Source organism: Azohydromonas lata NBRC 102462, from assembly GCF_001571085.1.
Classification (GTDB): domain Bacteria; phylum Pseudomonadota; class Gammaproteobacteria; order Burkholderiales; family Burkholderiaceae_C; genus Azohydromonas; species Azohydromonas lata.
In genome coordinates this window covers 15,453-37,838 of record NZ_BCTC01000046.1, presented here as the reverse complement: position 1 = coordinate 37,838, position 22,386 = coordinate 15,453, and the positions used below count along the sequence as shown (strand labels likewise).

General features: G+C 67.7%; 37 protein-coding genes. 2 read left to right on the top strand and 35 right to left on the bottom strand.

What is annotated here, in order from left to right:
• Positions 1–765 precede the first annotated feature (765 nt).
• Positions 766–2,820, bottom strand: coding sequence for an exodeoxyribonuclease V subunit alpha (recD, locus tag ALA01S_RS16825; protein ID WP_084267649.1), 2,055 nt, complete (start codon positions 2,818–2,820; stop codon positions 766–768).
• Positions 2,817–6,485 carry an exodeoxyribonuclease V subunit beta gene (recB, locus tag ALA01S_RS16820; RefSeq protein WP_066338493.1) on the bottom strand — a complete coding sequence of 1,223 codons (3,669 nt, stop codon included), beginning with the start codon at positions 6,483–6,485 and terminating at the stop codon, positions 2,817–2,819. The genes recD and recB overlap by 4 nt, the downstream gene beginning before the upstream one ends.
• A 109-nt stretch (positions 6,486–6,594) precedes the next feature.
• On the opposite strand from recB, the gene ALA01S_RS16815 reads away from it, so the two are divergent.
• Positions 6,595–7,581: a tyrosine-type recombinase/integrase gene (locus tag ALA01S_RS16815; protein ID WP_066338460.1), complete on the top strand. Its 987-nt coding sequence runs from the start codon at positions 6,595–6,597 to the stop codon at positions 7,579–7,581.
• On the opposite strand, the gene ALA01S_RS16810 is transcribed toward ALA01S_RS16815, so the two are convergent.
• The 16 genes from ALA01S_RS16810 to ALA01S_RS16750 all read right to left on the bottom strand — a co-directional run bounded on the left by ALA01S_RS16810 (position 7,578) and on the right by ALA01S_RS16750 (position 14,181).
• Positions 7,578–7,769, bottom strand: coding sequence for a helix-turn-helix transcriptional regulator (locus tag ALA01S_RS16810; protein WP_066338459.1), 192 nt, complete (start codon positions 7,767–7,769; stop codon positions 7,578–7,580). The genes ALA01S_RS16815 and ALA01S_RS16810 overlap by 4 nt on opposite strands.
• 238 nt (positions 7,770–8,007) lie before the next feature.
• Positions 8,008–8,562, bottom strand: coding sequence for a hypothetical protein (locus ALA01S_RS33115; protein WP_157119062.1), 555 nt, complete (start codon positions 8,560–8,562; stop codon positions 8,008–8,010).
• Position 8,563: 1 nt separating this feature from the next.
• Positions 8,564–8,989 carry a hypothetical protein gene (locus tag ALA01S_RS16805; protein ID WP_066338458.1) on the bottom strand — a complete coding sequence of 142 codons (426 nt, stop codon included), beginning with the start codon at positions 8,987–8,989 and terminating at the stop codon, positions 8,564–8,566.
• Positions 8,973–9,110, bottom strand: coding sequence for a hypothetical protein (locus ALA01S_RS33110; RefSeq protein ID WP_157119061.1), 138 nt, complete (start codon positions 9,108–9,110; stop codon positions 8,973–8,975). Before ALA01S_RS33110 ends, ALA01S_RS16805 begins: the two co-directional genes overlap by 17 nt.
• Positions 9,107–9,505 carry a helix-turn-helix transcriptional regulator gene (locus ALA01S_RS31945; protein WP_084267653.1) on the bottom strand — a complete coding sequence of 133 codons (399 nt, stop codon included), beginning with the start codon at positions 9,503–9,505 and terminating at the stop codon, positions 9,107–9,109. Before ALA01S_RS31945 ends, ALA01S_RS33110 begins: the two co-directional genes overlap by 4 nt.
• Positions 9,506–9,516: 11 nt before the next feature.
• Positions 9,517–9,975: a helix-turn-helix domain-containing protein gene (locus ALA01S_RS16800; protein ID WP_066338457.1), complete on the bottom strand. Its 459-nt coding sequence runs from the start codon at positions 9,973–9,975 to the stop codon at positions 9,517–9,519.
• Between the two features lie 44 nt (positions 9,976–10,019).
• A complete protein-coding gene (locus ALA01S_RS16795; protein ID WP_066338455.1) occupies positions 10,020–10,454 on the bottom strand; it encodes a hypothetical protein in 435 nt (144 codons plus the stop codon).
• Positions 10,451–10,729: a hypothetical protein gene (locus tag ALA01S_RS16790; protein ID WP_157119060.1), complete on the bottom strand. Its 279-nt coding sequence runs from the start codon at positions 10,727–10,729 to the stop codon at positions 10,451–10,453. Before ALA01S_RS16790 ends, ALA01S_RS16795 begins: the two co-directional genes overlap by 4 nt.
• Entirely contained in the window at positions 10,726–11,220 is a 495-nt protein-coding gene (locus ALA01S_RS16785; RefSeq protein WP_157119059.1) for a hypothetical protein, read from the bottom strand. The genes ALA01S_RS16790 and ALA01S_RS16785 overlap by 4 nt, the downstream gene beginning before the upstream one ends.
• On the bottom strand, positions 11,217–11,624 hold the full coding sequence (locus ALA01S_RS16780) for a hypothetical protein (protein ID WP_066338442.1): 408 nt from the start codon (positions 11,622–11,624) through the stop codon (positions 11,217–11,219). The genes ALA01S_RS16785 and ALA01S_RS16780 overlap by 4 nt, the downstream gene beginning before the upstream one ends.
• Entirely contained in the window at positions 11,621–11,902 is a 282-nt protein-coding gene (locus tag ALA01S_RS16775) for a hypothetical protein (protein ID WP_066338441.1), read from the bottom strand. The genes ALA01S_RS16780 and ALA01S_RS16775 overlap by 4 nt, the downstream gene beginning before the upstream one ends.
• Complete coding sequence (locus tag ALA01S_RS16770; RefSeq protein ID WP_066338438.1) at positions 11,895–12,254, bottom strand: hypothetical protein; 360 nt, start codon at positions 12,252–12,254, stop codon at positions 11,895–11,897. Before ALA01S_RS16770 ends, ALA01S_RS16775 begins: the two co-directional genes overlap by 8 nt.
• Positions 12,247–13,356 carry a hypothetical protein gene (locus ALA01S_RS16765; protein ID WP_066338436.1) on the bottom strand — a complete coding sequence of 370 codons (1,110 nt, stop codon included), beginning with the start codon at positions 13,354–13,356 and terminating at the stop codon, positions 12,247–12,249. Before ALA01S_RS16765 ends, ALA01S_RS16770 begins: the two co-directional genes overlap by 8 nt.
• Complete coding sequence (locus ALA01S_RS16760) at positions 13,353–13,724, bottom strand: hypothetical protein (RefSeq protein ID WP_066338434.1); 372 nt, start codon at positions 13,722–13,724, stop codon at positions 13,353–13,355. The genes ALA01S_RS16765 and ALA01S_RS16760 overlap by 4 nt, the downstream gene beginning before the upstream one ends.
• Positions 13,721–13,954 carry a hypothetical protein gene (locus ALA01S_RS16755; protein ID WP_066338432.1) on the bottom strand — a complete coding sequence of 78 codons (234 nt, stop codon included), beginning with the start codon at positions 13,952–13,954 and terminating at the stop codon, positions 13,721–13,723. Before ALA01S_RS16755 ends, ALA01S_RS16760 begins: the two co-directional genes overlap by 4 nt.
• Positions 13,951–14,181 carry a hypothetical protein gene (locus tag ALA01S_RS16750; protein WP_066338429.1) on the bottom strand — a complete coding sequence of 77 codons (231 nt, stop codon included), beginning with the start codon at positions 14,179–14,181 and terminating at the stop codon, positions 13,951–13,953. The genes ALA01S_RS16755 and ALA01S_RS16750 overlap by 4 nt, the downstream gene beginning before the upstream one ends.
• Positions 14,182–14,246: 65 nt before the next feature.
• Between ALA01S_RS16750 and ALA01S_RS33105 the strand changes: the two genes are divergently transcribed.
• Positions 14,247–14,456 carry a hypothetical protein gene (locus tag ALA01S_RS33105; RefSeq protein WP_157119058.1) on the top strand — a complete coding sequence of 70 codons (210 nt, stop codon included), beginning with the start codon at positions 14,247–14,249 and terminating at the stop codon, positions 14,454–14,456.
• A gap of 19 nt (positions 14,457–14,475) precedes the next feature.
• Here ALA01S_RS33105 and ALA01S_RS16745 read toward each other — a convergent pair whose 3' ends face one another.
• From ALA01S_RS16745 to ALA01S_RS35220, 17 genes are all read right to left on the bottom strand, one after another.
• Complete coding sequence (locus ALA01S_RS16745) at positions 14,476–14,724, bottom strand: hypothetical protein (protein WP_066338426.1); 249 nt, start codon at positions 14,722–14,724, stop codon at positions 14,476–14,478.
• Positions 14,721–15,005, bottom strand: coding sequence for a hypothetical protein (locus ALA01S_RS16740; RefSeq protein ID WP_066338424.1), 285 nt, complete (start codon positions 15,003–15,005; stop codon positions 14,721–14,723). The genes ALA01S_RS16745 and ALA01S_RS16740 overlap by 4 nt, the downstream gene beginning before the upstream one ends.
• Positions 15,006–15,007: 2 nt before the next feature.
• A complete protein-coding gene (locus ALA01S_RS16735; protein ID WP_066338420.1) occupies positions 15,008–15,235 on the bottom strand; it encodes a hypothetical protein in 228 nt (75 codons plus the stop codon).
• Positions 15,232–15,912: an HNH endonuclease family protein gene (locus tag ALA01S_RS16730; RefSeq protein ID WP_066338417.1), complete on the bottom strand. Its 681-nt coding sequence runs from the start codon at positions 15,910–15,912 to the stop codon at positions 15,232–15,234. The genes ALA01S_RS16735 and ALA01S_RS16730 overlap by 4 nt, the downstream gene beginning before the upstream one ends.
• Positions 15,909–16,088, bottom strand: a complete 180-nt coding sequence (locus ALA01S_RS16725) for a hypothetical protein (RefSeq protein WP_066338415.1) — start codon at positions 16,086–16,088, stop codon at positions 15,909–15,911. The genes ALA01S_RS16730 and ALA01S_RS16725 overlap by 4 nt, the downstream gene beginning before the upstream one ends.
• Positions 16,085–16,714 carry an NUMOD4 domain-containing protein gene (locus ALA01S_RS31940; protein ID WP_169805944.1) on the bottom strand — a complete coding sequence of 210 codons (630 nt, stop codon included), beginning with the start codon at positions 16,712–16,714 and terminating at the stop codon, positions 16,085–16,087. Before ALA01S_RS31940 ends, ALA01S_RS16725 begins: the two co-directional genes overlap by 4 nt.
• On the bottom strand, positions 16,711–17,196 hold the full coding sequence (locus ALA01S_RS34010) for a nucleoside triphosphate pyrophosphohydrolase family protein (protein WP_066338413.1): 486 nt from the start codon (positions 17,194–17,196) through the stop codon (positions 16,711–16,713). Before ALA01S_RS34010 ends, ALA01S_RS31940 begins: the two co-directional genes overlap by 4 nt.
• Positions 17,193–17,924, bottom strand: coding sequence for a hypothetical protein (locus ALA01S_RS16715; protein ID WP_066338409.1), 732 nt, complete (start codon positions 17,922–17,924; stop codon positions 17,193–17,195). The genes ALA01S_RS34010 and ALA01S_RS16715 overlap by 4 nt, the downstream gene beginning before the upstream one ends.
• A complete protein-coding gene (locus tag ALA01S_RS16710) occupies positions 17,921–18,637 on the bottom strand; it encodes a hypothetical protein (RefSeq protein WP_157119057.1) in 717 nt (238 codons plus the stop codon). Before ALA01S_RS16710 ends, ALA01S_RS16715 begins: the two co-directional genes overlap by 4 nt.
• A 122-nt stretch (positions 18,638–18,759) precedes the next feature.
• Entirely contained in the window at positions 18,760–18,975 is a 216-nt protein-coding gene (locus ALA01S_RS16705) for a hypothetical protein (protein ID WP_066338406.1), read from the bottom strand.
• A gap of 12 nt (positions 18,976–18,987) precedes the next feature.
• Complete coding sequence (locus tag ALA01S_RS16700; protein ID WP_066338403.1) at positions 18,988–19,206, bottom strand: hypothetical protein; 219 nt, start codon at positions 19,204–19,206, stop codon at positions 18,988–18,990.
• Entirely contained in the window at positions 19,203–20,183 is a 981-nt protein-coding gene (locus ALA01S_RS16695) for an AAA family ATPase (RefSeq protein ID WP_066338397.1), read from the bottom strand. Before ALA01S_RS16695 ends, ALA01S_RS16700 begins: the two co-directional genes overlap by 4 nt.
• Positions 20,180–21,049, bottom strand: a complete 870-nt coding sequence (locus ALA01S_RS16690; protein WP_066338395.1) for a PD-(D/E)XK nuclease-like domain-containing protein — start codon at positions 21,047–21,049, stop codon at positions 20,180–20,182. The genes ALA01S_RS16695 and ALA01S_RS16690 overlap by 4 nt, the downstream gene beginning before the upstream one ends.
• Complete coding sequence (locus tag ALA01S_RS34005; RefSeq protein WP_169805943.1) at positions 21,046–21,183, bottom strand: hypothetical protein; 138 nt, start codon at positions 21,181–21,183, stop codon at positions 21,046–21,048. Before ALA01S_RS34005 ends, ALA01S_RS16690 begins: the two co-directional genes overlap by 4 nt.
• Positions 21,184–21,203: 20 nt before the next feature.
• Positions 21,204–21,473, bottom strand: a complete 270-nt coding sequence (locus ALA01S_RS16685; protein WP_066338388.1) for a hypothetical protein — start codon at positions 21,471–21,473, stop codon at positions 21,204–21,206.
• A 7-nt stretch (positions 21,474–21,480) separates the two neighbouring features.
• The gene (locus ALA01S_RS16680; RefSeq protein WP_157119056.1) at positions 21,481–22,197 is read right to left on the bottom strand and encodes a hypothetical protein; all 717 of its coding nucleotides are present in this window, start codon (positions 22,195–22,197) and stop codon (positions 21,481–21,483) included.
• Positions 22,198–22,220: 23 nt separating this feature from the next.
• A complete protein-coding gene (locus ALA01S_RS35220) occupies positions 22,221–22,349 on the bottom strand; it encodes a hypothetical protein (protein ID WP_259375525.1) in 129 nt (42 codons plus the stop codon).
• Positions 22,350–22,386: the final 37 nt, after the last annotated feature.

Below are 22,386 nucleotides of genomic sequence, written 5' to 3'. Positions count from 1 at the left end.
GGCCGTATGGGGCTTGCGCCCGTTTCACAAGCGATGGAGCTGCGCGGAAACACCCCGGGCTCAAGAACGGGCTGCCGCTCAAGCGCCCAAGTTAAACCAGCCCCTTCCACGCGGGCTCTTTCGGTCAGGGCTGCGGTATGCAGCAGGGCGCCATGCGAGAGCTGCTGGAGACACCCGCCCCGACAAGCTCTGGGCTGCCGGACCTCCGACGACGGGGGCTCACACACAGGAGCCAGGCACGCCGCTGCCGTCGTGGCGTGACGAGCTCACAAGGCCCCCGGCAAACCATGACCCGCACTCCCACCAGCGCACGATTGACGTCCCTCACATCCAGCCCGGCAGCTTCATTTAAGCCCTTGTCAGGCTGGCATCTTCTTTCCCGTCATTCGAGCAGCGGCTGATTTGTTGCTGTTTTTTGAAGGTATTGATAATTGGAGTTATCAACATCACGAGTTGACAATCAATGCAGCGAAATAACGAGGACATGGCGGCGGGCTGATCAGGGAAAACAGGGGGCGCACGTCATCCCGCATGGCGGGCCACCACGGCAACGAGGCCGGCTCGGGGCACCGGCAACCTTAGGGCAGCTGCACTGTGGCTTGAAGGCGAAATCGTCTTGGCGGGCATCAACACCCGGCACCGATGCGGCAGCCGAGTACGAAATCCAACTTCTGGGCACAGTGCCGGCTGATGCCGTCGGCAACGGGCTTCGTGCTTCAGCCAGGAGGCGCCGGGCTGCCCGGCGTGTACTTGTCGGCCTGCCGGCTACCCCTGCAGCGCTTCCCGCAGCCCGCTGGCCCGCTTCGTCTTTCTCTCTATGGCCGCCGCCAGCACGCCCGGCTGCGGTGACACCAGGGTGAAGGCCGCGCGCGCGCGCGTGATGCCCGTGTAGGCCAGCTCGCGCGTCAGCACCTGCGCGGACGCCTGGTCCGGCAGCGCCAGCAGGGTGTGCTCGAACTCCGAGCCCTGCGACTTGTGCACCGTCAGCGCGAAAGCGGTCTCCACGTCGGCCAGGCGGCTGGCCAGCACCGAGCGCAACTGCGGCCCCTCCAGGAAGTACAGCCGCAGCGAACCGCCGCCGGCCGGGCGCAGCGCGATGCCGATGTCGCCGTTGAACACGCCCAGCGCCGCCTGGTTGCGCGTGACCATCACCGGCCGGCCCTCGTACCACTCGCCGGTCTTCTTCAGCAGCCCGGCGCGCACCAGGCCGGCTTCTATCGCCTCGTTGAAGCCCTGCACGCCCCAGTCGCCCTCGCGCACGGCGCACAGCACGCGAAAGCGCTCGAATGCCGTCAGCACTTCCACGGCCCAAGCGGCGTGCGCGGCTTCGTCCCCGCCTTCGGGGCGGCGGTGCAACGCGTGCAGGTAGTGCGCGCTGCAGCCCGGGGCCCCGGGGCGGCCTTCCAGCGCGATGCGCACCACGGCGGCGGGCGAGGCCGCTTCCAGCCACGTCGCCTCGGGGCTGCGCTCGTCGCGCAGCACGCGCTGCGCGACCGCCACGTTGCCCTCGTTCACGGCCTGGGCCAGCTTGCCTATGGGCCCGCCGAAGCGCCGGCTCTCGCGCAGCATCACCGTCTGCTGCGCCAGCGCGGGGCCGTGCACGTGGCGGAAGGCGCCCGGAATCTCCTCGCCGCAGGTGTCGGCAACGTAGGCGCAGGCGTCTTCGCCGTATTGGCCTTTTTGTGCCTCGCCGCACAGGTCGCCGAGCACCGCGCCGGCCTCCACGGACGCCAACTGGTCCTTGTCCCCCAACAGCACCACGCGGGCGGACTGCGGCAGCGCGTCCAGCAGCGAGGCCATCATCTCCAGGTGGACCATGGAGGCCTCGTCCACGATGAGCACGTCCACGTCCAGCGGGTGCGCGGCGTCGTGCTGGAAGCGGCGCGTGTCGTGCCGCCCGCCCAGGAGGCCGTGCAGCGTGCGCGCCGCGCCCATGCGGGCGGTCAGCGCGGCCAGGTCCAGCCCGTCGCCCAGGCGCTCGGCCAGTGCCTCCAGCGAGCTTTCGATCGACTGTTTCAGCCTCGCCGCTGCCTTGCCGGTGGGCGCGGCCAGCGCGATGCGCAGCCGCTCCGGCGCGGGCGAGGTGGCCAGCAGCAGCGCCAGCAAGCGCGCCACGGTGTAGGTCTTGCCCGTACCCGGACCGCCGGTGATCACCGACAGGCGCCCGCGCAGCGCCACCGCGCAGGCCACCTTCTGCCAGTCCGGTCCCTTGGCCGGCTTCTGGCCCTCAGCCGGGGCAAAGAGCTTCTCCAACCAGGCCTTCACCGCGGCGGTGTCCACTGCTTCGCGCAGCGCGCCGCGCTCGCGCACCTGCGTGGCCACGCGTTGCTCGTAGGCCCAGTAGCGGCGCAGGTACAGCCGCGTGCCGCACAGCACCAGCGGGGCCGTTGAACCCTCGGCGCTGGGCAGGTGGGCGCCGGGCCCGGCCAGGCCGCAGGGAGCATGTTGCACCAGGGCGCAGCCGCGCAGCGCCGCGAGCCAGTCGTCCAGCGCGGCGGGCAGCCGGGGTTTCAACGCGTCCCAGGCCTGGCGCGGCTCGGCCGTCCAGCCCAGCAGCTCGTGCGGGCGGGCGTGCAGCTCATCGACCAGCAGGCAACTGTGGCCGCGGCTTTCCATGTGGGCCACCAGCGCCGCGCACAGCAGCGCGATGGGCGGGGCGTCCGGCACCAGCGTGGCGGCAAAGCGCGCCATGGCGGCGTCCAGGTGGCGCAGCCAGCCGGACTGCGTCCACTCCTGCAACGCCTCCAGCAGCTCGGCCGTGGTGAGACGGTCCATGGCCTCGATCCAGTCCAGCGTGTCCAGGTCCTTGCGTGCCTTCATGCCCGCGACTCCTCTTCGGCCATCGCCAGCGCCGCATCCAGCCCGTCCAGCAGCGCCAGGTCGGGCTCCACCAGCAGGCAGCCGCGCTGCGGGTGCCCAATGCCGCGCAGGAAGAAGTACACCGCCCCGCCCAAGTGCTCGGCCGGGTCGTAGGCCTCACCCAGCCGCGCGCGCAACTGGCGGTGCAGCGCCAGCAGGTACAGGGCGGCCTGCACGTCGTAGCGGTGCGCGGCCATCGCGCCTTCCATGGCGGCCTGCGTGTAGGCCGCGTCCGTTGGGCCCAGGGCGTTGGACTTGTAGTCCAGCACCCAGTAGCGGCCCTCATGCTCGAACACCAGGTCGGCAAAGCCCATGAGCATGCCGCGCAGGCGGCGCTGCGGCAGGGCAGGGCGCTCGCGCCCCGGCATCAGGTGCCTTGCACACAGGGCATCCACGTCCGCCGCCGACAAGCCTTCGCTGGGCAGCCAGAACTCCATCTCCGGCAGCGTGCCGCGCAGCCCCGACAAGGAAACGCCCAGGCCGGGCAGCTCCACGTCCACGGCCTGCGACAGCCACTGCAGCACCTCGTCGGCGCGGTTGCTCCAGCCCTGGCGTTCGCAGCGGCGGCGCAATTGCGACTGCAGCGCCTCGTTGTCGCACAGCGCGAAATCCTCGCCGGCCAGCCACTCCAGCTGGTCGTGCAGGAAATTGCCGGCGAAGGAGCCCCGCGGGAAGCGGTGCCAGGCCTGGCCGGCCGCGGGGGGCAGCACCAGCGCAGCGGGCTCGAACTCGTCGCTCTCGCGCGCCGGCGCCTCCTCCAGCCGCTCCAGCGGCGGCGCCGCCAGATGCTTCACGAGCTTGCTGAAGCTTCCAATCGTCCAGTCGCGCTCGAAGCGGGCGGCGTACTCGGCGCCGGGCTGCAGGGCAGGGGCGTCGTCGCGGGGCAGCAGCAGGGTCACGCCGCAGCTCGGCGGGGCTTCCAGCAATTCAAAGCCACCGCCGTCGCCGCAGGCGGCTCTCAGCTTTTCCAGCAGCGCGCTTTCGCTGATGGCCTCGCCGCCGCCCATGAGCTGCCCAAGCGCGCTCTTGTGCATCACGCAGCTTTTCACCTGCCCCTTCTTGAGGGCCGCCACGCCCACCCACAGCGCGTGGCGGGCGCGGGTGAGCGCGACGTAGAGCAGCCGCAAATCCTCGCGCAGCCGGTCGCGGTCGGCCTGCTCCAGCAGCTCAGGCGCCAGGTCGAAGGACAACTGCCGCGTGCCGTCCTCGGCCGCCACCTCGATGAAGCTGCGGCCCTTCTTCTCCACGGCGCGGAAGTCGCAGGGGAAGGGCAGGAACACCAGCGGGTACTCCAGGCCCTTGGACTTGTGGATGGTGACGACCTTGACCAGGTCGGCGTCGCTCTCCAGCCGGACGATGCGCTCGTCGCCCTCGGCCGTGTCCTCGTTGTCGATCTGCTCGGTGAACCAGCGCACCAGGGCCTGTTCACCGTCGAGCTGGGCGCTGGCGGCCTGCAGCAGCTCGGCGATGTGCAGCACGTTGGTCAGCCGCCGCTCGCCCTCGGCCTCCGAAAGCCAGCGCGCGGGCAGCGCCAGGCGGTGCAGGGTCTGGCGCAGCATGGTCAGCACGCCCTGGCGCTCCCACACGGCGCGCAGCTCGCGCAGCAGCTCCAGGCGCAGCTCCCAGGCCTCGTCGTCGGCGGCAAGCCGGGCCAGCTCGGCCAGCGGCAGGCCGATGAGCGCGGTGGCCCAGGCCGCGCGCGCCAGCCGCATGTCCAGCGGCGTGGCCACGGCGCGCAGCCAGCGCAGCAGGTCGCGCGCCTCGGCGCCGGCAAACACGGAGTCCTTGTCCGAGAGGTAGACCGAGGCGATGTCGCGCCGGCGCAGCTCGCGCCGCACGCCTTCGGCCTCCAGCCCCGTGCGCACCAGCACGGCGATGTCGGCCGGGCGCAGCCGCGTGAAACCGTCCTGGGGATGCCGGAAACCGGCCTGCGCGTCGTTGAGCAGCGTGGCAATGCGCTCGGCGCAGCGCTCGGCCGCGCGGCGGCGGTGGCTGTCGGCGTTGTCCAGCACCGCGTCCACGCACAGCGACAGCGCCGGCACCTCGCCCGCCGCGCACACGAAACGCTCGGGGCGTCCCTGGGCGTCCACGGCCTGGAAGGGCAGCGGGTCGTCCTGCGCGCTGCGAAAGAGGAAGGCGCCCGCACCCCCGGCCCGCGCCTCGGCCTGCTGGAAGAGCTGATTGACCGCCCGCACCAGCGCCTGCGTGGAGCGGTGGTTGGTGCCCAGCACGTAGTGCCGCCCCGCGGTGGCGCGCCGCGCACCCAGGTAGCTGTGGATGTCGGCGCCGCGGAAGGCATAGATGGACTGCTTGGGGTCGCCGATGAGCAGCAGCGCGCTGTCGCGGCCGCAGTCGGCCGTGCGGTAGAGGCGCTCGAAGATGCGGTATTGCAGCGGCGAGGTGTCCTGGAACTCGTCCACCAGCGCCACCGGGTACTGCTGCAGGATGCGCTGGCGCAGCCGCTCGCCCGCGGCCTCCTCGTGCAGCGCCTTGTCCAGCCGCGTGAGCATGTCGGCAAAGCCGTAGGTGCCGGCCAGCGTCTTGAGCTCGGCCAGGCGCCGCGCGATGCAGCGCGCGGCGTGCTGGCGCAGTTGCGCCTTCACGTCCGGCAGCGCGGCCAGCGCCTCGAAGAGCCGGTCGAGGGCTTCGAAGTGGTCCGGCAGTTCCAGGCCCGGCTTGGAAGCGTCCTCCATGCCGGCGCGCGTGAGGCGGCGCTGCCCGGCCTCGGTCAGGCCGATGTCCACCTTCAGGGGCTCCTGGGCCCAGGCCTCCAACTGGCTGAGCCAGCTCTCTATCGACGCCGGCTTGATCTTGACGCGGTTGAGCAGGCAGGCCTTGCGCGCCATTTCGACGGCAAACCATTCGCGCAGCTCACGCACACGCTCAGGCCAGCCTTGCTTGAGCCGCTGGAGCTGGCGGGCCTGCTCGCCCAACACGCGGGCGCAAAGCTCGGCAAGGGTGGGCGGAGTGGTTTCGCCCGCATCCAGGCGCGGGATCAGCGCCGCCACGTCGGACTGCAGCGCCGCCACGTCCGGCCACAGCGCCAGCACGGCGTCCAGCGCGGCGTGGTCCAGGGCGTAGACGTGCTGGCGCCAGTAGTCGCGCACGGCCTCGTCCTGCAGCTTGCGCTCGTCGGCCAGCAGCTCCTCGTCGAAGAGGTTGCGGCTGTCGAAGGCGTGCTCGCGCAGCATGCGCTGGCACCAGGCGTCTATGGTGTGGACGGCCGCGTCGTCCATGGCCTCGGCGGCGCAGGCCAGGCGCCAGGCGGCGCGGGTGCGCTCGGGGCCTTCGGGGTAGGCCCCGAGCAGCTCGTTGAGCAGCGCGTCGCCGTCCTTGGGCTGCCGCTCGCCGCGAAAGCAGCGCGCGGCCTCCAGCAGCCGCGCGCGTATGCGGTCCGACAGCTCGCGGGTGGCCGCGCGCGTGAAGGTCATGACCAGGATTTCCGAGGGCAGCAGCGCCCGGCCGAAAGCGTCGTCCCCGGAGCCGTGGCCCAGCACCAGGCGCAGGTAGAGCGCGGCGATGGTGTAGGTCTTGCCCGTGCCGGCGCTGGCTTCTATGAGGCGGCTGCCCCACAGGGGCAGGCGCAGGGCGTCCAGCCGTTCCCCATCATTTCCCGCAAAATCCATCATTTCTCTCTGAAAAGCACTGCCCGTTCACGGCTGTTCCCGCTCATTTCCTGCATCATTCACCCGCCAAAATCCCGCGCGGCATCCCGCGCGAAAAGAGGGGGAGTAGATGGCTTACATCAGGAAGGCGACGCGAGGATACCGCGCAGAAGTAGAGCGGGCGGGGCAGCGCCGATCGAGGACATTCCGCACGAAGCGTGAGGCGCAAGAGTGGGCTGCGCGGGAAGAATCCCTGCTGCTGGATGCGAAGTGCGGGAAATATCCCGCACACACCGTGCGCGACGCGCTGGAGCGCTACGCGCGGGAGATCAGCCCGAAGAAAGGCGGGGGCGACGTCGAGCTGTACAGGCTGCGAGCCATCCCGGAACAGCTCGGAGCAACGGCCGACAAAGTGCTCAGCGAGGTCACGACGGCCGACATTGCTGCATGGCGGGACGCAAGGTTGCGCCAGGTGACTCCGGGCAGCGTCCAGCGCGACATCAACCTGATCCGCAACGTCTGGGCCGTCGCGGCCGCGGAGTGGGGGTGGTGCGGCGAGTCTCCTTTCAAGGCGCTTGGAAAACCGGGGCAGAACCCGGCGCGAGAGCGGCGCATCACGCCGGCCGAGGTGCGGGTGATCTGTCGCACCCTGAACTACATCACTGGCGACGTGCGCACGCAGTTGCAGCAAGCAGCGCTGGCGTTTCTGATTGGCCTGCGCACGGCCATGCGTGCCGGCGAGATTCTCTCGCTGGTTCCCGGCGTGAACGTGGACCTGCAGCGGCGCGTGGCGCGGGTTGCGCACAAGACGCAGCACGTGACTGGCCGCCCTCGCGAAGTGCCGTTGTCGCGTGCTGCGCTGCGCCTGATGCGGCAGATCCCAGCCGACGGATTCACGTTGACCGGCAAGGCCTTGAGCAGCTCGTTTCGTACCGCGTGCAAGAAGCAGCTCATCGATGACCTGCACTTCCACGACAGCCGCGCCGAAGCGCTGACCCGGCTGTCACGCAAGGTGGACGTGATGACGCTGGCCAAGATCAGCGGACACAAGGATTTGCGCATCCTCCAGAACGTCTACTACCGAGAGACGGCCGAGGACATTGCCCGGCGGCTCTAGCGCACCCGCGCAAGCCATGCCGCGATGTCCTCGGCGCGCCAGCGGCGCAGCTTCTGGCTGAGGTTGACGTGCGGCCTGGGGAAATCCGGGCGCTTGCTCAGGCGGTCGGTAACGTGATCGCGGCGCACACCGAGCAGTGCCGCGATGTCGGCAGTGTCCAGCAGGCGCTTTTGGGTTGGCTCGGTCACTTCCTCAAGCTCCTGTTATGGTGGTCGAGGTGGGCGCTTTATTTGTTAAACCTTCTCTGAAGACGCCCCAAAGAATGTCATTGACGGCCCTTCTTTGCGAAGGGCGTGATACTCAAGTTGTGCCTTTGCAAGCCCGATCATCTTTCCTACGCAATTAGTCATTTCCGCAGCCTCGCTAGGCTTAATCGAGCCCGTCTTAAGGGACTCGAACACGGCTTGCAGTTCCATAGTCATCTGTTCAGCAGTTTTCATCCTTGTCCTTTCTGAGTTGGCGAAGCAGCCGCAGGTGCTCGCGCTTGAGGTCGATGAGTGCCTGCGGCACGTCTCCCGGCTGAATTCCGGAATCACGAATTAACTTCCTTCGCACATAGCCATCCGACAGCTCGGCCGTCTCCTGTCGCTGCTGCGCCCTGCGCTTGGGGGCGTGTTCTTGGTAATTGGATCGCCAGGCGTGGCGATAACAATTGCGGCACCAAGAGGTGTGGCCACTTGACTTTGTCTTGTCTACTGGAAATTCCGCCAGCGGATATATTGAGGCGCATTGCGGACATTTCTTTTTGTCCGGCGGCAATGCAGCCAGCTTATTGGTTCGCGCCTCAACCCTTGCCGCGTCTCTAGCGGCATTCTTGCGCTTTGACGCAATTCGAGTGCGCTCTGGATTTGCCTTGGTCCATGAGCGCCGTCTCTCGTTGTCGCAGGATTTGCAGCGAAGACGCAGGCCTCCGGCGCGCTGCGAATCCCGCGCAAACACATCCAGCGGCAGCGTCTCTTTGCATTTGGTGCAAGTCTTCATTTCAGGCGCCTTCGAACAGGTCGGCCATGGCCAGGCCGGCGCGGCGGGTGGCGTAGGCGGTCTGCTTGTGGTGCTCTGCGTCGTAGGCAAGGTGGTGCCGCTGGCACCATGCACGCAGGTTGTCGGGGTCCACGTGCTCCGGCACGTGATCCAAGTGGGCGACGGTCAGCACGATGCGGATCAGCTTCAGGCTGATGTGGCGGCCGTCCTTGTCCGTGGCGGCCACGGTGTCGCCGGCCTTGAAGCCGGCCTCTCGCAGCACCCGCGGCATTGGCACGAATTCGCCGTCGCTCCAGTAGCCGACCGTGTGGTGGCATGCCGTGCAGCCAGGCCACTCGCAGCGGTTGCCGGCGCGCTGGCGAATCGAGGCGCTGATGAGCTTCCAGTCCTTGGGGTAGCGCGCCAGGTTCTCAGGCTTGATTGGCATGCCCGCGCTCCTTGCTGGAAAGGTGAGTGTTTTTGTGAAGCCGGTCGCCGTTGACGTGCCAGCACGCCACCGCGGCATAGGCCGCGGCGACCAGGGCGAGGAGGGCGCGGCGGGGGTTCATGCGCGCGTCCTTTTTGCCGCCTTCGTCTCTGGCGCCCGGCCGTCCAGCCAGGCACGCACGTCGCCCACGCGCCATGCAGTCACCTGAGATCCGAGCTTCTTTGGTGCAGGGAATGTGCCTTCACGCACCCAGCGCCACAGGGTGGCATGGGACACCGGCACAACCGCTGGAACGATTTGCGCCAATCGCACATAAGCAGAATCGGGTAGCGCGTCGAAGTCGACTGGCGCTTGGCGAGACGCAACCTGATGCTGCCGAGGCCCATTCAGGTCTTCTTGCAATAGCCACGTTATGACCTTGCGCAGCGACTGAGCCGTCACCAAATTACTGTCCCCAGTATCAAGCTCCTTAAGGATCTGGCGCAGGCGCAGCACGTCGACGTTGGTAGGCTTCATGGAGGCCGCCATCAAACCCCCTCCCGCATCGCCACCCGCACCGCCTCATCCACACTCGCCGTATCCGTCCTCGGAAGGTTCGGCCACGCCTGGATCAGCGTCACAACCATCGGCGTGTCCGCAGGCGAGCCGGCTGGCTGCGTCGTTTCAATGTGGATGCGAGCGAGGTTGGCGCAGAGCCAGTGGTAGCGGGCAGCGATGTCGCGCAGACGGTCAACTTCTGAGGGTAGTTCTTTCTCGCGAAGGTGCTTCTCTACATATGCTTGGGCGTCACGAGGATGGACAAGCCACGACCTGTTCTTTCTGTCGTCCACCACGACGCTTCCCCAAACCGCCGGCAATGCGCCGGCTTTGATGTCCCGGAATACAGTCGCTCGCGAGCGGCCCGACATCTGGGCCACCCTGGAGCTCGGCAGGTAGCACGCATCCGGATCAATCTTCTGATGCTCGTGGTCCTTTTTGCATGTCACGCGCCGTTTCCGCAGCCTTCGCGAGTCGTCTTGATCATCTGAGGTCACCGCGTCACCCCGCGCCACACGTAGTCGCCCCGGTCCTCCCGCATCGCCGGCTCCTCGTCCTGGCACGGGCACACGTGGCCGCTCAAGTGGTCCGCCACCGCGCGCCAGAAGTTGCGCACCTTCCCGCCCGGCACGTGGTTGTCCTCCGTCGCGTCGAGCAGCTCGAACGCCGCCAGCGCGAACAGCGCATCGGCCGTGCTGCACCGATGCCCGCGCAGGCTGATGCTCAGGTGGTACTCCGGCCCCAGGTCTGGCGCGCCGGGGTCGTGCGCGACTTCCACGGCCGACAGCACGAACAGGCCTGACGCCGTGTGCTCCCAGGCCTGTACCGGGTAGCCGATCTCGGCCAGCTCGCGCGGGCAGGTCCACCAGGTGGCCAGGCGCCAGCCGGACGCGGTGGGCTGCCTGGGCTGGATGATGGAGAGGGTCACGGCCGCACGCTCCCTGCATCGCTCTCCCCGGGATGGCTGCGCCAGTAGATGCCAAACGCCTTGGAGCCGTGGTCTGCCGTGCGCTCGCTGATGCGATGCCAGCGGTCAAACATGCGCACCGGCTTGTGCGGTCGGCTGGCGCAGTGCCCGATGTGCCCCGGCGTCGGGTACGAGTAGCTGGCGCTGTCCATGCGCCGCTGCCAGAAGGGCGAGGTCTTGCAGTGCACCTTCTGCCAGTAGCGCCACTGTGGACGCATGCCGTTCATGAAGCTCATTCCTGGGGTCTCCCGCCGGCAACGGCCGGCTCTGTGTTTGCCGTCTGGTCTGCGAGCAGCAGCTGCGCCATGCGCTTGCCCAGCTCGGTGCTGATCACGTCCGGCGCCACCTTCCCGGCCTGCAGCGCCGCGGCCAGCTCGGTGCGCAGGTCGAGCAGCACCTGCAGCGCCTCGCTCGTGGACGGCGGCGCGGCGTAGAGGTTCGTACCCTCCGCCGGATGACCGCCGGGGAAATGGATGACCTTCTGCTGCGGGTCGTAGCCAGGGCCTTGCTCGGTCTGGGTAAGCACACGGCCGATGGGCTGTGGCGCCGGGCCTTCGTAGACCTTCATCGTGAAGCCGAACTCCGCCAGCATGCGCGACAGGTCGTAGAGCTTGTAGTTCGGGATGAAGCCGATGAGGTCGCGCCAGACGTGCTCCAGCCGCTCCTGAAAACCCTCCGGCCAGTTGCGGATGATGTTGAGCTTCACTTCGTTCACAGCGGGGCTCACAGTTCGTCCTCCGTCATCGCGCTCGTGTAGTGCGGCAGGTAGCCGCCCTTGAGCCAGTAGGTCTTGCCGCACGAGGGCGAGGAGCACGCGATCTCAGCGATGCCTTCGTTGCGGGCGAGTGCGAACAGGTCAGCTCCGCCTTCGCGCTTGAGCGCCAGCACTTCGCCAAGGCTGATCTCGTGCGCGCAGTGCGGGCACGTGGGCGCGCTGACCTCGAAGGTGTTGAAGAACTCGATGGGCATGCCGCTGCTCCGCTGCTGCGTTTCGAATGCCGCCTGCATGAGCTTCACGATCTCGCTGCAGGTGTCCTTGGCGGGTGCGCTCTGGGAGCGCCTTGCGATGTCGTAGGGCGCTAGGCCGGCCATGCGGTAGGCGTCCTGGCAGAAGCGCTCGAAGTGGGTCATGACTGCGTGCCTCCCCTGGCAACGGGCGTCAGCACCTTCACGGCGCGGCGCGACACCAGACAGCCGCCCTCGAACGGCTCACACAGGTAGTCGGCCGGGTTGCGACTGGTACCGGCGCGCAGATGGCAGCGCTCCAAGTCGGCAGCCGTGGCCTCCCGCAGCTTCAGCGTCTGGCCGGGACACACGTCGCGCCACCAGCCCAACTCGTCGCGCGGGATGTCGCGCTCCATCTCGCGGCGGGTCTTGAGCTTGGCACGGTAGAGTGGGGCGTCAGCCATGGACGCCTCCGCCGTCGCGCAGCCACTCGCCGAACTTTAGCCCGCTGTCGGCCGCCAGCCACGCGCGGTACCGGCGCTGGCCGCGCGTGAGCTTCGGTGGTGGTGGGCTCTCATCTTGTGCGGCCCGAATGCCTGCGCGCGTTGCGTTGAAGCAGGGCATACCGCCAGACAGAGTGCCCATGTCGCGCTCGGTCATGTAGCCCAAGGTCACCAGTTCGCGGCACGTTGTCTCGTCGTCGGCGCCGGCAACGAAGTGGTTCCGATATTGGCCGTAGGGCCCAAACCTGCCGTGTTCGTCCATGCCAGTGGTGTGCTGGAGGATGCGCAAGTGCTCGATGGTCAAGTCAGCCATGGCTCGCCCCCTGGGGGCTGGCATTGCGATCCGCGCCGTAGCGGTGATAAGCCGCGCTGCTGTCGAATTGCAGCGCGTTCACGGCCTCCCGGCCGCCCAGGTCGAGCACGATGGTCCACAGTGCGCTGGCGTAGTGGCTGTTGTCGTCGAAGTGCAGCGCGGCCACGGCCTCGCCAAGCGCATGCGCTACGTCCGGCTGCTGCTGCGCCGCCGTGGCGGCAGCCAGGGCTGCGCGCAAGCTCTCCGCGGTCGCCTCGCGGGGCGTTCCGTTTCGCCATTTGCCGGCATCCCGGCGCGGCATCTCGTCCGCCCTGCGCCAGTAGGCATCATTTGCCTCCAGATAGGCCGTGACCATTTCTGCCGTTACCTGCATCGGCGGCTGCACCGCCGTGGCGGCGGCCTCCCCCAGCCGCTCGGTGATGCTGTCGCGCTCGGCGCGCAGCTCGGCGAACGCAACGTCATCACGCACCGTGCGGCCCTCGTGCACCGCCCGTTCGCCCTCGCGCAGCGTCGCGCCCCAACCGCTGAACACGAACTCGCAGCGGTGCCCGGTGACGCGGGCGAACGCATCCTGCAGTGCCTCGCGCATGGGGCCATCTGCGGCGGGTGGCAGGCCCGTCACGCGCCCGCCGATCTTGCATTGCCAGATGCGCTCGACACCATCGGGCTCGCGCACCGGCTCCCGGCTGGCGACGGGAGTTTCCATGGCGGCGCGGGCCTGCCAACCCATCCACGCATGGTTGGGTGGGAGGGCGCCGGGCCATTGCGTGCTGGCCCATGCTTCAAACGCTGCGCGCTGCTCAGGTGAGCTTTTTTGGGAGTCGGCGGCCAGGGCGCGCCCAAGTGCATCAGCGGCCGGCGCGAGGGTCGGGTGGTAGCTGTTGCACGTCCAGCCCGGCGACATTTCCGCGCGCACGGCGCGCAGCAGGCGCTCGGCTGCCGCGATCACGTTCTGCGGCGGCTGCGCCGCCGTGGCGGTGCCTTCCACCTTGGCAAGCACCCGATTGGCCTTCGCGCGGGCGGCTTCGTAGCGATCACCTGGCCCCGTTGCCAGCAGCATGTCACGCAGCGCCGTGGCCAACTCATTGATGATGTCGCTCATGACTTCGCCCCCGGCGCAACGCACGTCCACCCACGCGAGCGCAGCAGCTCCACGGCGCGCTTGATCTCAGGCGGAATCCAGGCTTCGTTAATTTCCCAGGCCTCGCCGTCGTGCACGACCTGGCCGGCGGTGCGGCGCGCCTTGAGCAGGCCCCAGACGAGCTTGTCCTGCAGCCCGGTGGCGCGGGCCAGCTCGGCGGTGGTCAGCCGGCCGCGCTTGGTGAGCAGTTCGAGCAGCGCGTCGGTGCGCGTGCCGGAGAGGGTGAAGAGCGGCGGGCCTTGCGCGGGGTCTTCCTCGGGCAGCGGGGCGCGCTCGATATAGCCGCGGTCTGCGACGCGGGCGAGTTCGGCGAAGGGGTTGAGGTTCATCCGGCGCCACCTTCCTTGCGCACGGCCACAGCCAGGATGCCTGCGATTTCTTCCAGCGCCGCCGTCTGATCGCGGTATGCGGCACGCGCCTCGGTGAGTGCGGCAATGCTGAGGTTGTGCTGGCGCTGCTGCAGTTGCGTCTGCATGGTCTGCGGCGATACGACGCCACGGGCACGCCACTTCATCGTGTGCAAGCTGTTCAGCTTGATCTGGTCGCGGATGACTTTCATGCTGCGCACGCCTCCGCCTTTGCCTCGACCGTGCCCACCGGCATGTCGCACCATTCGATGACGCGCCAGCGCAGCGGCATGCCGTCGGCGCCGTGCCACTGCTCGCCGTCCCAGTAGCCGGGCCAGACCGGGCAGTCTTCGCAGTCGGTGTGCAGCAGGACGTCGATCTCGGCGTCGGGGAAAGCGCCTTCCTCAGGTTTGTGCCAAGTCAAGATTTCGGTGCGCATCAGACGTTCTCCGGTGGGTGCGATCCGCATACTTGGTTTCTCCAAAACACTCCAGGGATGGATACATGTCCGAGATCAATGCAGAGCTGGCACCTTATCGAGCGGCCACTGCGCATCACGCTGCAGTACTCACAAATGAGCAAATCAAGCTGGCGATTCAATTGGCCAACAAGCATTTCTCGGGTGCTGGCGACAACCCGAACTCGCCCTTTCTGGCTGCGGTTCTGACGGCGTTGGCGACCAACTACCACGCGTTCGTTCACGAGTCGAAGTAATTCCATCGAAGGCTCCTGCTCAGGAACCGGCCGCTGCCAGCAGCTCACCGTCATGCCGGCGGCGGTGTTGCAGGCGCAGCTTGTTGCGGTCGCAGCGCGGCGCCCGCGACGTGCCCACGTGCCAGGCGTGGCAGTGGACGCAGTGGTAGGCCTCGCGGCGGGCATCCTTGTTGCGGTTGGCGCGACGGGCGGCTTCGCTGGCCAGGGTGAAGCTGGCGAAGGGCTCCTTGCCGCTGCAGAGGGCGGCCGGGTCGGGGACGTGCTTCATTGCGTGGTCCGCCCCTGAAGCTGATGGACCATGCCGCCGATGCCATTGCCGGGCGCCGTGCTGGGCAGCTGCGGCGCACCGGCGCCGGCATCTATGAACGGCGACTCGCCGCCGCCCGTGGCGCGCAGGTAGTCCACCTCGACCTTGGCCGTATCCACCAGGGTCTTGCTCAGCTCGTTGATCGCGCGGGCCTTGTCCAGGTCCACGGTGCCGTCGCGCACGCCGCGCAAGGTCTCGAACAGGGCCGCGCGCAGAGCCGTGATGTCGTTGCTGTGGCTCATCGTCAGCCCTTGTTCGCAATGACGTAGCGACGCAGGAACTTGTAGAGCGGGTGAGCGGCCAGCGCGACGTTGTATTTCTCGGCCAAATCGCCATGCTCCGGCGGCAGCACATCCATCTCGATGGTCACCTTCACGGCAGACATCCAGCCGGCGGGCACGGCCCCAGCCTCCTGCGGGTGGTCCTTCGTCCAGAACGCGATGTGGAAGACGTTCTCTTGCTTCTCGCTCATGACTGGCGTGCCTCCTTGGTACGCTGGTTGATCTGGCGGGTGATCTGGCCGCGCAGCAGGACGCACGAGGCGATCTCTGGCCCGTACTGGTGGAAGGTGTGCCGGCGCATGTGCTCGACGCGGCCGATGCACTCCAGAACCTCGGGCGTGATCTGCTCCGGGTCGGTGGTGTGCGGACCCTTGAACACCACCATGTGGCCCTCGGGGATCGGGCCGTGCGTCTTCTCCCAGACGTGCCGGTGGTACATGACCCAGTCGCGCGGCGGGTAGCCGGTGTCGGTCAGCTTGATCTGAAGGTAGCTGCCGGACTCGGCGGACATGACGCGCAGGCTGCCGATGGGAAGCCAGTTCAGCGGCTTCTGGCCCGGCTTGAAGCGGGACGCCACAGGCGCCGTCTGCAGGCCCTTCATGCCGGTGTTCCAGGGCTTCTGGCCGGACTGGAACCGGGAGGATGAGCCTCGCACGCCATCGAGGCGGCCGCTGTCGGCGCCATTCAGGAATGCCGCCGACTTCTTGATGCCAAGGCGCTTGGCCAGCTTGACCACCTGGTGGTACTCAACGCCCAGGGCCAGCGCCAGGTCGGCGGTCTTGGTGTTGGCGAAGTTGCGGCGCACCAGCTCGATGTCGGCCTCGCTGGGCTTCCACTTCGGGCGGTTGATGTTGCGGCTCTTCGTCATGACGACTCGCCTTCCTCAACTACCCGCCGCACCGTCTCCGGGCACAAGCACAGCGCCTGCGCCGCGGCCTCGATGGCCTTGTCCAGCGCATCACCGAGCGGCTGCTTGCTGTGCGGGTCGATCTGCAGCGCGCGCTCCACGGCGGCGCGGATGCGAGTTTTCGGGACGATGTTCATGCCGACTCGCTCCCTTCCTTGACCGTGCCCACGAACTGCGCGAAGTCGGGCGGCTGCTCTATGGCCCTGGACCAAACCAATCCCTTGTGGGACTTTTTTGCACCAGAGAGGCAAGAACTTATGTTTGGAACACCGTAGCCAGCTCTTCCAGCGCTTGCCAAGGAATCAAACTCAACCATTCTTTTGCCGCTCTTCTTGTCGCATCCAATGACCGCCACGGCGTTGTGGTGTAGTGCGCCAAACTTCCCGGTGGTTGCAGACCTGCTGAGTCCGGTCACATAAGCGTGGCGTACGTTTTCTGACCGAGTGCACCACTCCAAATTCAATCGAGAGTTGTGCGTTTTGATGCCATCCTTGTGGTTCACATCAAGTTCTTCCGCATCGACGCGTGGCTCAAAGGCGAGCATGACAAGTCGATGGACCCGATGCGTCTTGGCTTTCCCATGCGCGCTCAAATAAACCGTCGGATAGCCTCGCCTGTCGGAGGATGCCTCCATCTTGTGACCCCTGATGGGCTTGAGCTTCTGCGTTGGATGGTCTGAAACAATCAGACGGTCTAGACTGAAAACATTGCCTTCGTCATCGACTTCGTAGAAGCCCTCGTAGCCAGGGACAGGAAGTCTCACTTTTCGGCCTCTTCGGATTGATTGGTCAGAAGGAAATTTGCGAAGTTGGGTGCGGTCCAGCCTGTCGGTTTCAACACCTTGGAACTGGCGTCCTTGATGAACCGCCCGTCCACCTGCTTGTCGGTGACGTTGCTGCGGTGCAGCTCGGCCCACGCGGCGGGGAGGCGGCGGCCGGTGAGGGCGCGGGCCAAGCCCAGCGCCACCCATGCGGTGTCCAGGGCCGCGTCCAGCGTGTCCGCCGGCTGCATGTCGGGCTTGAGCTCGCCGTGTCGAATGGCGCTGCTCAGGCTCTTGAGCTGCGCGCTCAGGGTCCGGGTGGGGCGCTCGAAGCCGCTGTCGGCGGCATAGCGCAGCGTCACGCCGTCTAGCATCTCGCCGCACTCTTCGAGCACCAGGGCGAAGTACAGGGGTGCCGTCTCCGGGCCGTGGCCCACACCTTCACACCAATCGGCGATGGATTGCAGGGGGTTGGGCGTCGTCACGCTGCGGCCTCCTCGGGTTCGGTATCCAACGCCGTGCCCTCGACACTCTTGTCGAACAGGCTGCCGTTGTCCGGCTCGCCCTTGAGCGCGCTCTCGGGCACGGCCAGCAGCTCGTCGATGTTCTCGATCACCACCGTCACGAACCCGCCGGCCACGTCCGCCAGTGCGTGCGTCTCCGGGTTGTTGACCAGCTTGAGCTTGGCCTCGACGTCGGTGGCACTTTTGAAGTTCACCCCGGCCACTTCGGCACGGAACGTCACGCGGGCGTTGGCAGAGATGATCTGCACCGCGTCCTTGACCACCACCTTCATGCTCTCGTGCAGGCGGCTGAGCACGGCGGCCTGCTCGTTCTCGCGCAGGCGGCTCCAGGGCTCGGCCAGGGTCGTGAAGTGGCGCTTGGCCACGTCGATCATGCGGCCGAGCATGAAGGCCTCGGCGTGGCCATCGGTGCCCCATTCCGGATCCTCTGCGACCGTAGTGCTCGGGTCCTTCGGCTCGTCGCCGGCCTCGGGCATCAGCCCTGCGCTGGTGGCGTCGGCGATGGCTTCGCCGATGGTCTGCATGGTCTCGCCGCCGAGATCGGCCTGGGCGGCCTCGCCGGCTGGCTCGGTGGTGGTGGACTTGGTCTTCTTGCTGCGGGTGGCCACGGTGGTACTCCTGGTGGTGGCGTTGGGCTTCAAGCGGGGGTGGGCAAGGTCGAACTGCGTGATGGGCTGGGCGGTGCTCATGCGGGTTCCTGGATCAGCGCCAGCCGTGGCGCCGTGCGCACCGCAGACCAGCGCTCCGCCCAGCCCGGCCGTTCGCTCGCAATCCAGTCGCCGTGCTTCTGCGGCATCACCAGCAGCAGCACCTCGGGATGGCGCTGGACTTGGAAGGTGATGACCGTCTCCGTCCTGGCCTGCATCGGCATCAGTTGCGGGCTGCCCGCGAAAGCCTCCAGCACGCGCGCCACGTAGGGACCATGGAATGGGTCGACCAACCCGGGGCGCAGCGCGGCAAAGTCAGGCATCACCTTGCGCCAGCAGTACCAGGGGCGCCCGTCATCGCGGCGCGCAGGCATGCAGGCGTCGTGCTCCTGGATGCGCGCGACAGCGCCGTCGGAGTCCACCAGCTGCAGCACGGGCGGGCGATCCTGCTGGGTCAGCAGCACCAGCCGGCGAGGGTCGGCGCCGGTGCCGCACCACATCGGCGGCAGCTCGTCGGCGAGTGCAAAGTTGGGCGTGAGCAGCGAGGGCTCGGTGCACACGGCGTCAGCGTCCTCGATGAGCACCAGCGTGTGGCCGTCGGTGCCGATGATGTAGGCGCCGCCGTCGGGGCGCGGCTCCACCATCACGCCGCCCAGGTAGTAGCGGGCGTCTTCTTCGATTGCAGCGGCACAGGTCAGCGCCAGGCGCGCGTGGGCTGCGCGGATGCTCACACGCAGGGTTGCAGGGGCCGTCATGGCTGTTCGCCTTTCTGGGTCGGGCGGTTGAAGAAAGAGGGCGGCCGCATCAGCGGCGCAGCACGGGAGAAGAGACAACGAAGGGGAGGAGGTCCGTGCTGCTGGTGTCGCCTGAAACTGGGTCAGCTCGCGGCCGGGTCGGCCGGCTCGGCCTTGACGTCCTCCGGCCGGATGCCCTTCTCCATGGCTGCGACGATGTCCTCCTGACTTGCCACGCTGCAGTCGTAGGCGTCGCTGGAGACGTGGCGCAGTGCAGAGGCCTGATGGGTTGCGCGCACGAGGCGCACGGTGTTGCTGGCCTTGTGGACCACCTGGTAGATGCGTGTGTTGGTTGCCATCGCGGCTCCTTGTTATTTGCCCAGCGCGGTGTTGATCACCTGCTTGGCGGTTTGGTGGTGGCGACCCTGCGGCGCGCCTTCGGCGTAGGCGGTCATGCGGCGGCTGCTCGGCCACCAGTGCACGTTGACCAAGCCGCCGATCACGAGGACACGGCCGTCCGGGTACTCGATGACTTCAAGCTCGGCGTCGCGCGCGAGCTTCTTGAGCTGCTTGACCTGCTCGGCGCTCACGAGGCGGCCTCTTGCTTGGGCCACGCCTTGACCAGCTCGTCCTGCACGTCGGGCGCGAGGGCGGCCCAGATCTGCTGGTATTCGTCCTCGGGCAGCGTGGAGAGGTAAGTGGCCGGCAGCTCTGCGTTGCCGGCGCGCACATCACGTTCGATCTCGGCCGCCCTGGTCTTGACGGACATCGCGCCGGCCGCGGGTGCGGGTTGCTGTGCCGGCTTGCCGCCCAAGGCCCAGCGGGCCAGCGCCGCGCCCATCTCCTCGTCCAGCGCTCGGCCAGGGACGACGATGGAGCGGTGGTCTTCCGGCACCTTTGGCACGCCGGTTTGCCATGCGTCCGGGCTCAGGTCAGGCACGCCGTTGGCGCCCGGCGGCAACAGGAAGCGGTCCGTCATCTCGTAGACGAACTCGTCGCCGGCGATGGCCTGCCAGCCCAGCGGCACGATCTCGGTCTTGCCCTGGGCGTTCTTCATCGGCTTGACCTTCTCTTTCGCGCGGAAGCAGAAGATCAGGTTGACGTTGAGCTGCAGGATGCCGTTGATGAGCTTGCGCCGCGCCGCCTTGGGCTTGGCCCAACCCAGGAGGTTGCAGGCCTCGCGCTTCTTCCAGTCCTGGCCGGCGATGCGATCCAGCTCGGCCTCGTGCCACTCCAGCACGCCGCCTTCGCCTTCGTGCTCGTGGCTCATGCTGTCCACAACCACGGTCTTGGCGCCGGCTTCCACGGCGGCACGAATCGCCTCCAGGTAGCGATCCGGGCCGTGCGGCGGCTTGAAGTCCAGGTGCAGGAACTTGAAGCGGCTGGCGTAGTGCAGCGCGCGGCGCGCCTCGGTGTCGATGACGGCGATGTCGCCGCCCACCACGGACTGGATGCCGCTGGCCAAGCGCAGGGCGGAGAAGGTCTTGCCGCCGCCGCTTGGGCCCACGTTGCCGAGCAGTAGCGGCACCTGGTCCCGCACCGCGGGCTTGAATGCGAAGCCGCTCATAAGCCCAGCGCCTCCTCGTCCTTGATCTCCCACGCGGTTGGGTACGCCTGGTAGATCTCCGGCGAGTAGCCGGGCCAGCGGTTGGAGCCGATGCAGTCGCGCCACAGCATCACGCCGCGGCTGATCTTGTTGGTGGCCAGCTCCACGCGCGCCTCGGTCAGTTCAACCAGGTAACACATGAACGGCTCGAAGTTCTCTTGCACCAGGAATACGAAGCGCGCACCCGGATAGCCCAGGACGGACAGGCCACGCGGGTACCAGACGCCCTGGGTGTCGTAGCCGTGGGCCGCCAGGTAGCGGCGCATCCACTCGCCCGGACCGCCGGCGCCGGTCGTCTTGTAGTCCAGCACCAGCGGCCGGCCGGTGTGGGGCTCCTGCAGCTCCAGCAGGTCCATGCGTGCACGGCACCAGATGCCGCCGACGTCCTGCCAGAGCAGCGTCTGCTCCGGCTTCGCCCGCTCGAAGATGCCGGTGAAGCCGGTGTTGGAGATGAATTCGCGCGCTGCAGCCACCATCGCGAGGGCACCGTCGTGCTGCTGCGGCAGCATCGGCACCAGGCCGGCGGCACGAGCCTTGTCGCGCGCCTCGCGGTGCTCCTTCTTGCGCCAGTCCGGCGCGTCGATGACGTGCGCCTTGTCCACGCCCTCCAGCAGTAGCGCGTGTGCGGCGTCGCCCAGCTCGAACACGCCGCCGCTCTTGGCCGGGTTGAACAGCGGGTTCAGGCGGGGATGCTTCAGCCAAGCGTGCCGCGGCGTGTTCTGGATCAGCGTCGTCAGCAGCGAGTTGCTGAGCGACGGCTGCGGAGCCGGGTCCGCGTGGTACTGCCACGCGGGCATCGTGTAGATGCCGGGCTTGAAGTCGCTCACAGCAGCTTGCCTCCGCACTTGGCCGCCTTGAGCAGCGCGCGCACCATGCGTCCGATCACGCCACGCCGCACGGGCCGCGTCTTCTTGAACGGCCCCTCGACAGAGCCGGCGGCCAGTAGCCGATTGATGTCCATCACGTCCCCTTGAATCGTCGTCAGAACTGCCGCGCTTCGGCGGTGTCGAGCACGGCAGCGGTTGCCACCAAAGCCAGGCCCTCGCCCTCATCCTTCTGCCTGCGCGCCGTCCGCGAGATGGAGCACTGCGGGCCCGCGTGCGTTGCGCCGGCGCCCATGACGGAAAGCGCCAGCGACACCAGCACGGCGGCAACGACGAGCACGATGCACAGTGGCTCGTTTGCGACCACGCGGAGTTCGGCGGCCGTAGCCACCAGGACCGCAGACGTGGGGATGGAGGGCGAGGACATGGCAGGCTCAGGCGGCCTTGCGGATGAGCTTCAGGGAGGAGCGGTAACCCCAGCCGTCGCCCGTCGTGGCGGTGCCGTCGTCATGCGTGAGGCGCACGGCGTCGCGGCCGCGCCGATCTTTCAGTTGGGTGACGAGACCGCGCTTTCCGGTATCGGGGTGGCTGTCGGCAGCTCCATAGACCACCTCGACGTAGTCGCCCAGCGCCAGCGGCTCGGTCATGGGGTCGAAGGTGGTAGGCGCGGCACCGCCGCGCTCAACGATCTCAAAGTTCTGGCGTTGCCATCCCGACCAATGGCCGTTGTCCCCTTGGCGGTTGTTGTCCCATTTGAGCCAGAAGCTGCCACCGTCCAGGCGCTGGACGGTGGCCATCTCGCCGTCGTTGATGAACGCCGGGTTGACCTGCTTCACGCGGTCTCCCGCCTGAAGCGGAGAGGTCTTGGGATCGAAAACCTCGGCCACGGACGCCACGACAACCGCCGGTTCGACGGCCACACCGAAATCCGTCTTGGGCACATACGCCGGCTCGCGGTACACCACGGGCATCGCCGCCGGGCACTCGCCGGCGTAGTTTGGCGCGAACGAGAGCTTGCCGTCGTGCTCGGACAACACGCCGGAGTCGGTGTACCGGAGCGTGCCAAGGCGAACGCTCAGGTTCGGCTTGGGCTGGGTCTTGTGGTCGTTGGCAAAGCGATTGGCCAACACAGGGCCGAGGGCATGGGTCATGAAGATCTCCAGGAAGGGGCAGGTCAGAGCCAGGAGCGCACGCGCTCGCGGGCGCGTACCGTCATCGCCTTGAAGCTGCCGAAGCGGGCGCCACACCAGAAGCCGCCGGCAAACGTGCCAACGACGAATGAGGCAAGGATCAGGTCAACCATGGGTGCTCCAGCGGGGCGGCCAGACCGCCCCGGGCCG